At 68.8% G+C, this 1,201-nt stretch carries 1 protein-coding gene and 1 pseudogene; both read left to right on the top strand.

Annotation, left to right across the window (positions count from 1 at the left end):
- The coding region (locus ACZ5Y0_RS36880) for a radical SAM protein (RefSeq protein WP_469132996.1) at positions 1-926 on the top strand (926 nt) is incomplete at its 5' end.
- Positions 927-975: 49 nt separating this feature from the next.
- Positions 976-1,201, top strand: a pseudogene (locus tag ACZ5Y0_RS36875) (B12-binding domain-containing radical SAM protein); the annotation flags it as partial.

Here is a 1,201-nt window from a genome sequence, read left to right as displayed (position 1 = left end):
TCCTGTGGTTCAACGACGACAACTTCGGCGGCGCCTTCCAGGACGGCTACCACCACGCCGTCGGCTTCGCCGAGGAGATCCTCCGCCGCGACCTGGACATCTCCTTCCACTGCGAGTTCCGCGTCGACACCGGCCTCGTCGACCGGGAGGCCCTGAACACCCTGCGCAGAGCCGGCATGGCCTCCGCGCTGCTCGGCATGGAGACCGGGGCCCCGGGAATGGCCAAGCGGTTCCGCAAGGGAACCATGGTGGAGTACAACTTCGACGCCGCCCGCCTGTTCAAGAAGGAGGGCATCGAGCTCGAGCCCGGCTGGATCATGGTCGAACCGGGGACGACCCTCGACGAACTCTGGGAGAACCTGAAGTTCATCGTGGCCGCCGACATCGCCGTGAGCGAGAACCCGTTCTCCTTCATCAGCCGCGCCATCGCGCTGCGCGGCACGGAGATGTACGACAAGATCGCCGACCCGACTCCTCCGGAACTCCCGGGCGTCGACGGGCCGGCCAGGGACGTCCTGCTGGAGGCCCGCCGGGAGTACCGCATCCCGGACCCGCGGGTCGAGGACGTGTGGGCGGGCTGGAGCAAGGTGAGCGCGGAGGTCGCCGACCGCAAGGAAGAACTGCCCTTCGTCGCCCAGATGATCGTCGACGCCACCAGGGCGCGCAGGTCCCGGGGGGAACAGGGGCTGCGCCCGCTGCTGAGCCGGCTGCGCGGGTGGGCCGACGGCCTGCCGGACCTGCTGGTGGCCTTCCTCAACGTCGGGCTGCTCCTCGCGGACGAGAACCCGCCGCGGCTCGCCGAACGGCTCGAGGCTGAGCTGCGCACGCTGGTCGACGCCTACGACCGCAGGGTCCTGGGCGAGCCCTACCAGGTGTTCGTCGAAGAGACCAAGAGGCTGTGCGGAGAGCAGGCCATGGCCGGCTGACCCGACCGGTGTCGGGACGCGCACGTGAAGACGAGAGAGGAGACCGGTCATGGCGGATGTGGTCCTGCTGACCCCCCGGGAGATCCCCACCGGCGCCGCGAGCCTGAACAACCAGAATGTCCTGATCAACGACGAGGAGTACCTGTCCCTGGACCCTGCGATGCGGCTGTTCTACAAGCGGGTCCGGGAGAACCTGGGGGTGGCCTGTATCGCCGGTCACCTGAGGTCGTGCGGCTATTCGGTGCGGGCGCTGAACCTGCACGGGCGCAACCCCA

This window comes from Streptomyces sp. NPDC033216 (genome assembly GCF_055577115.1).
This window is presented reverse-complemented; position numbering and strand designations above follow the sequence as displayed.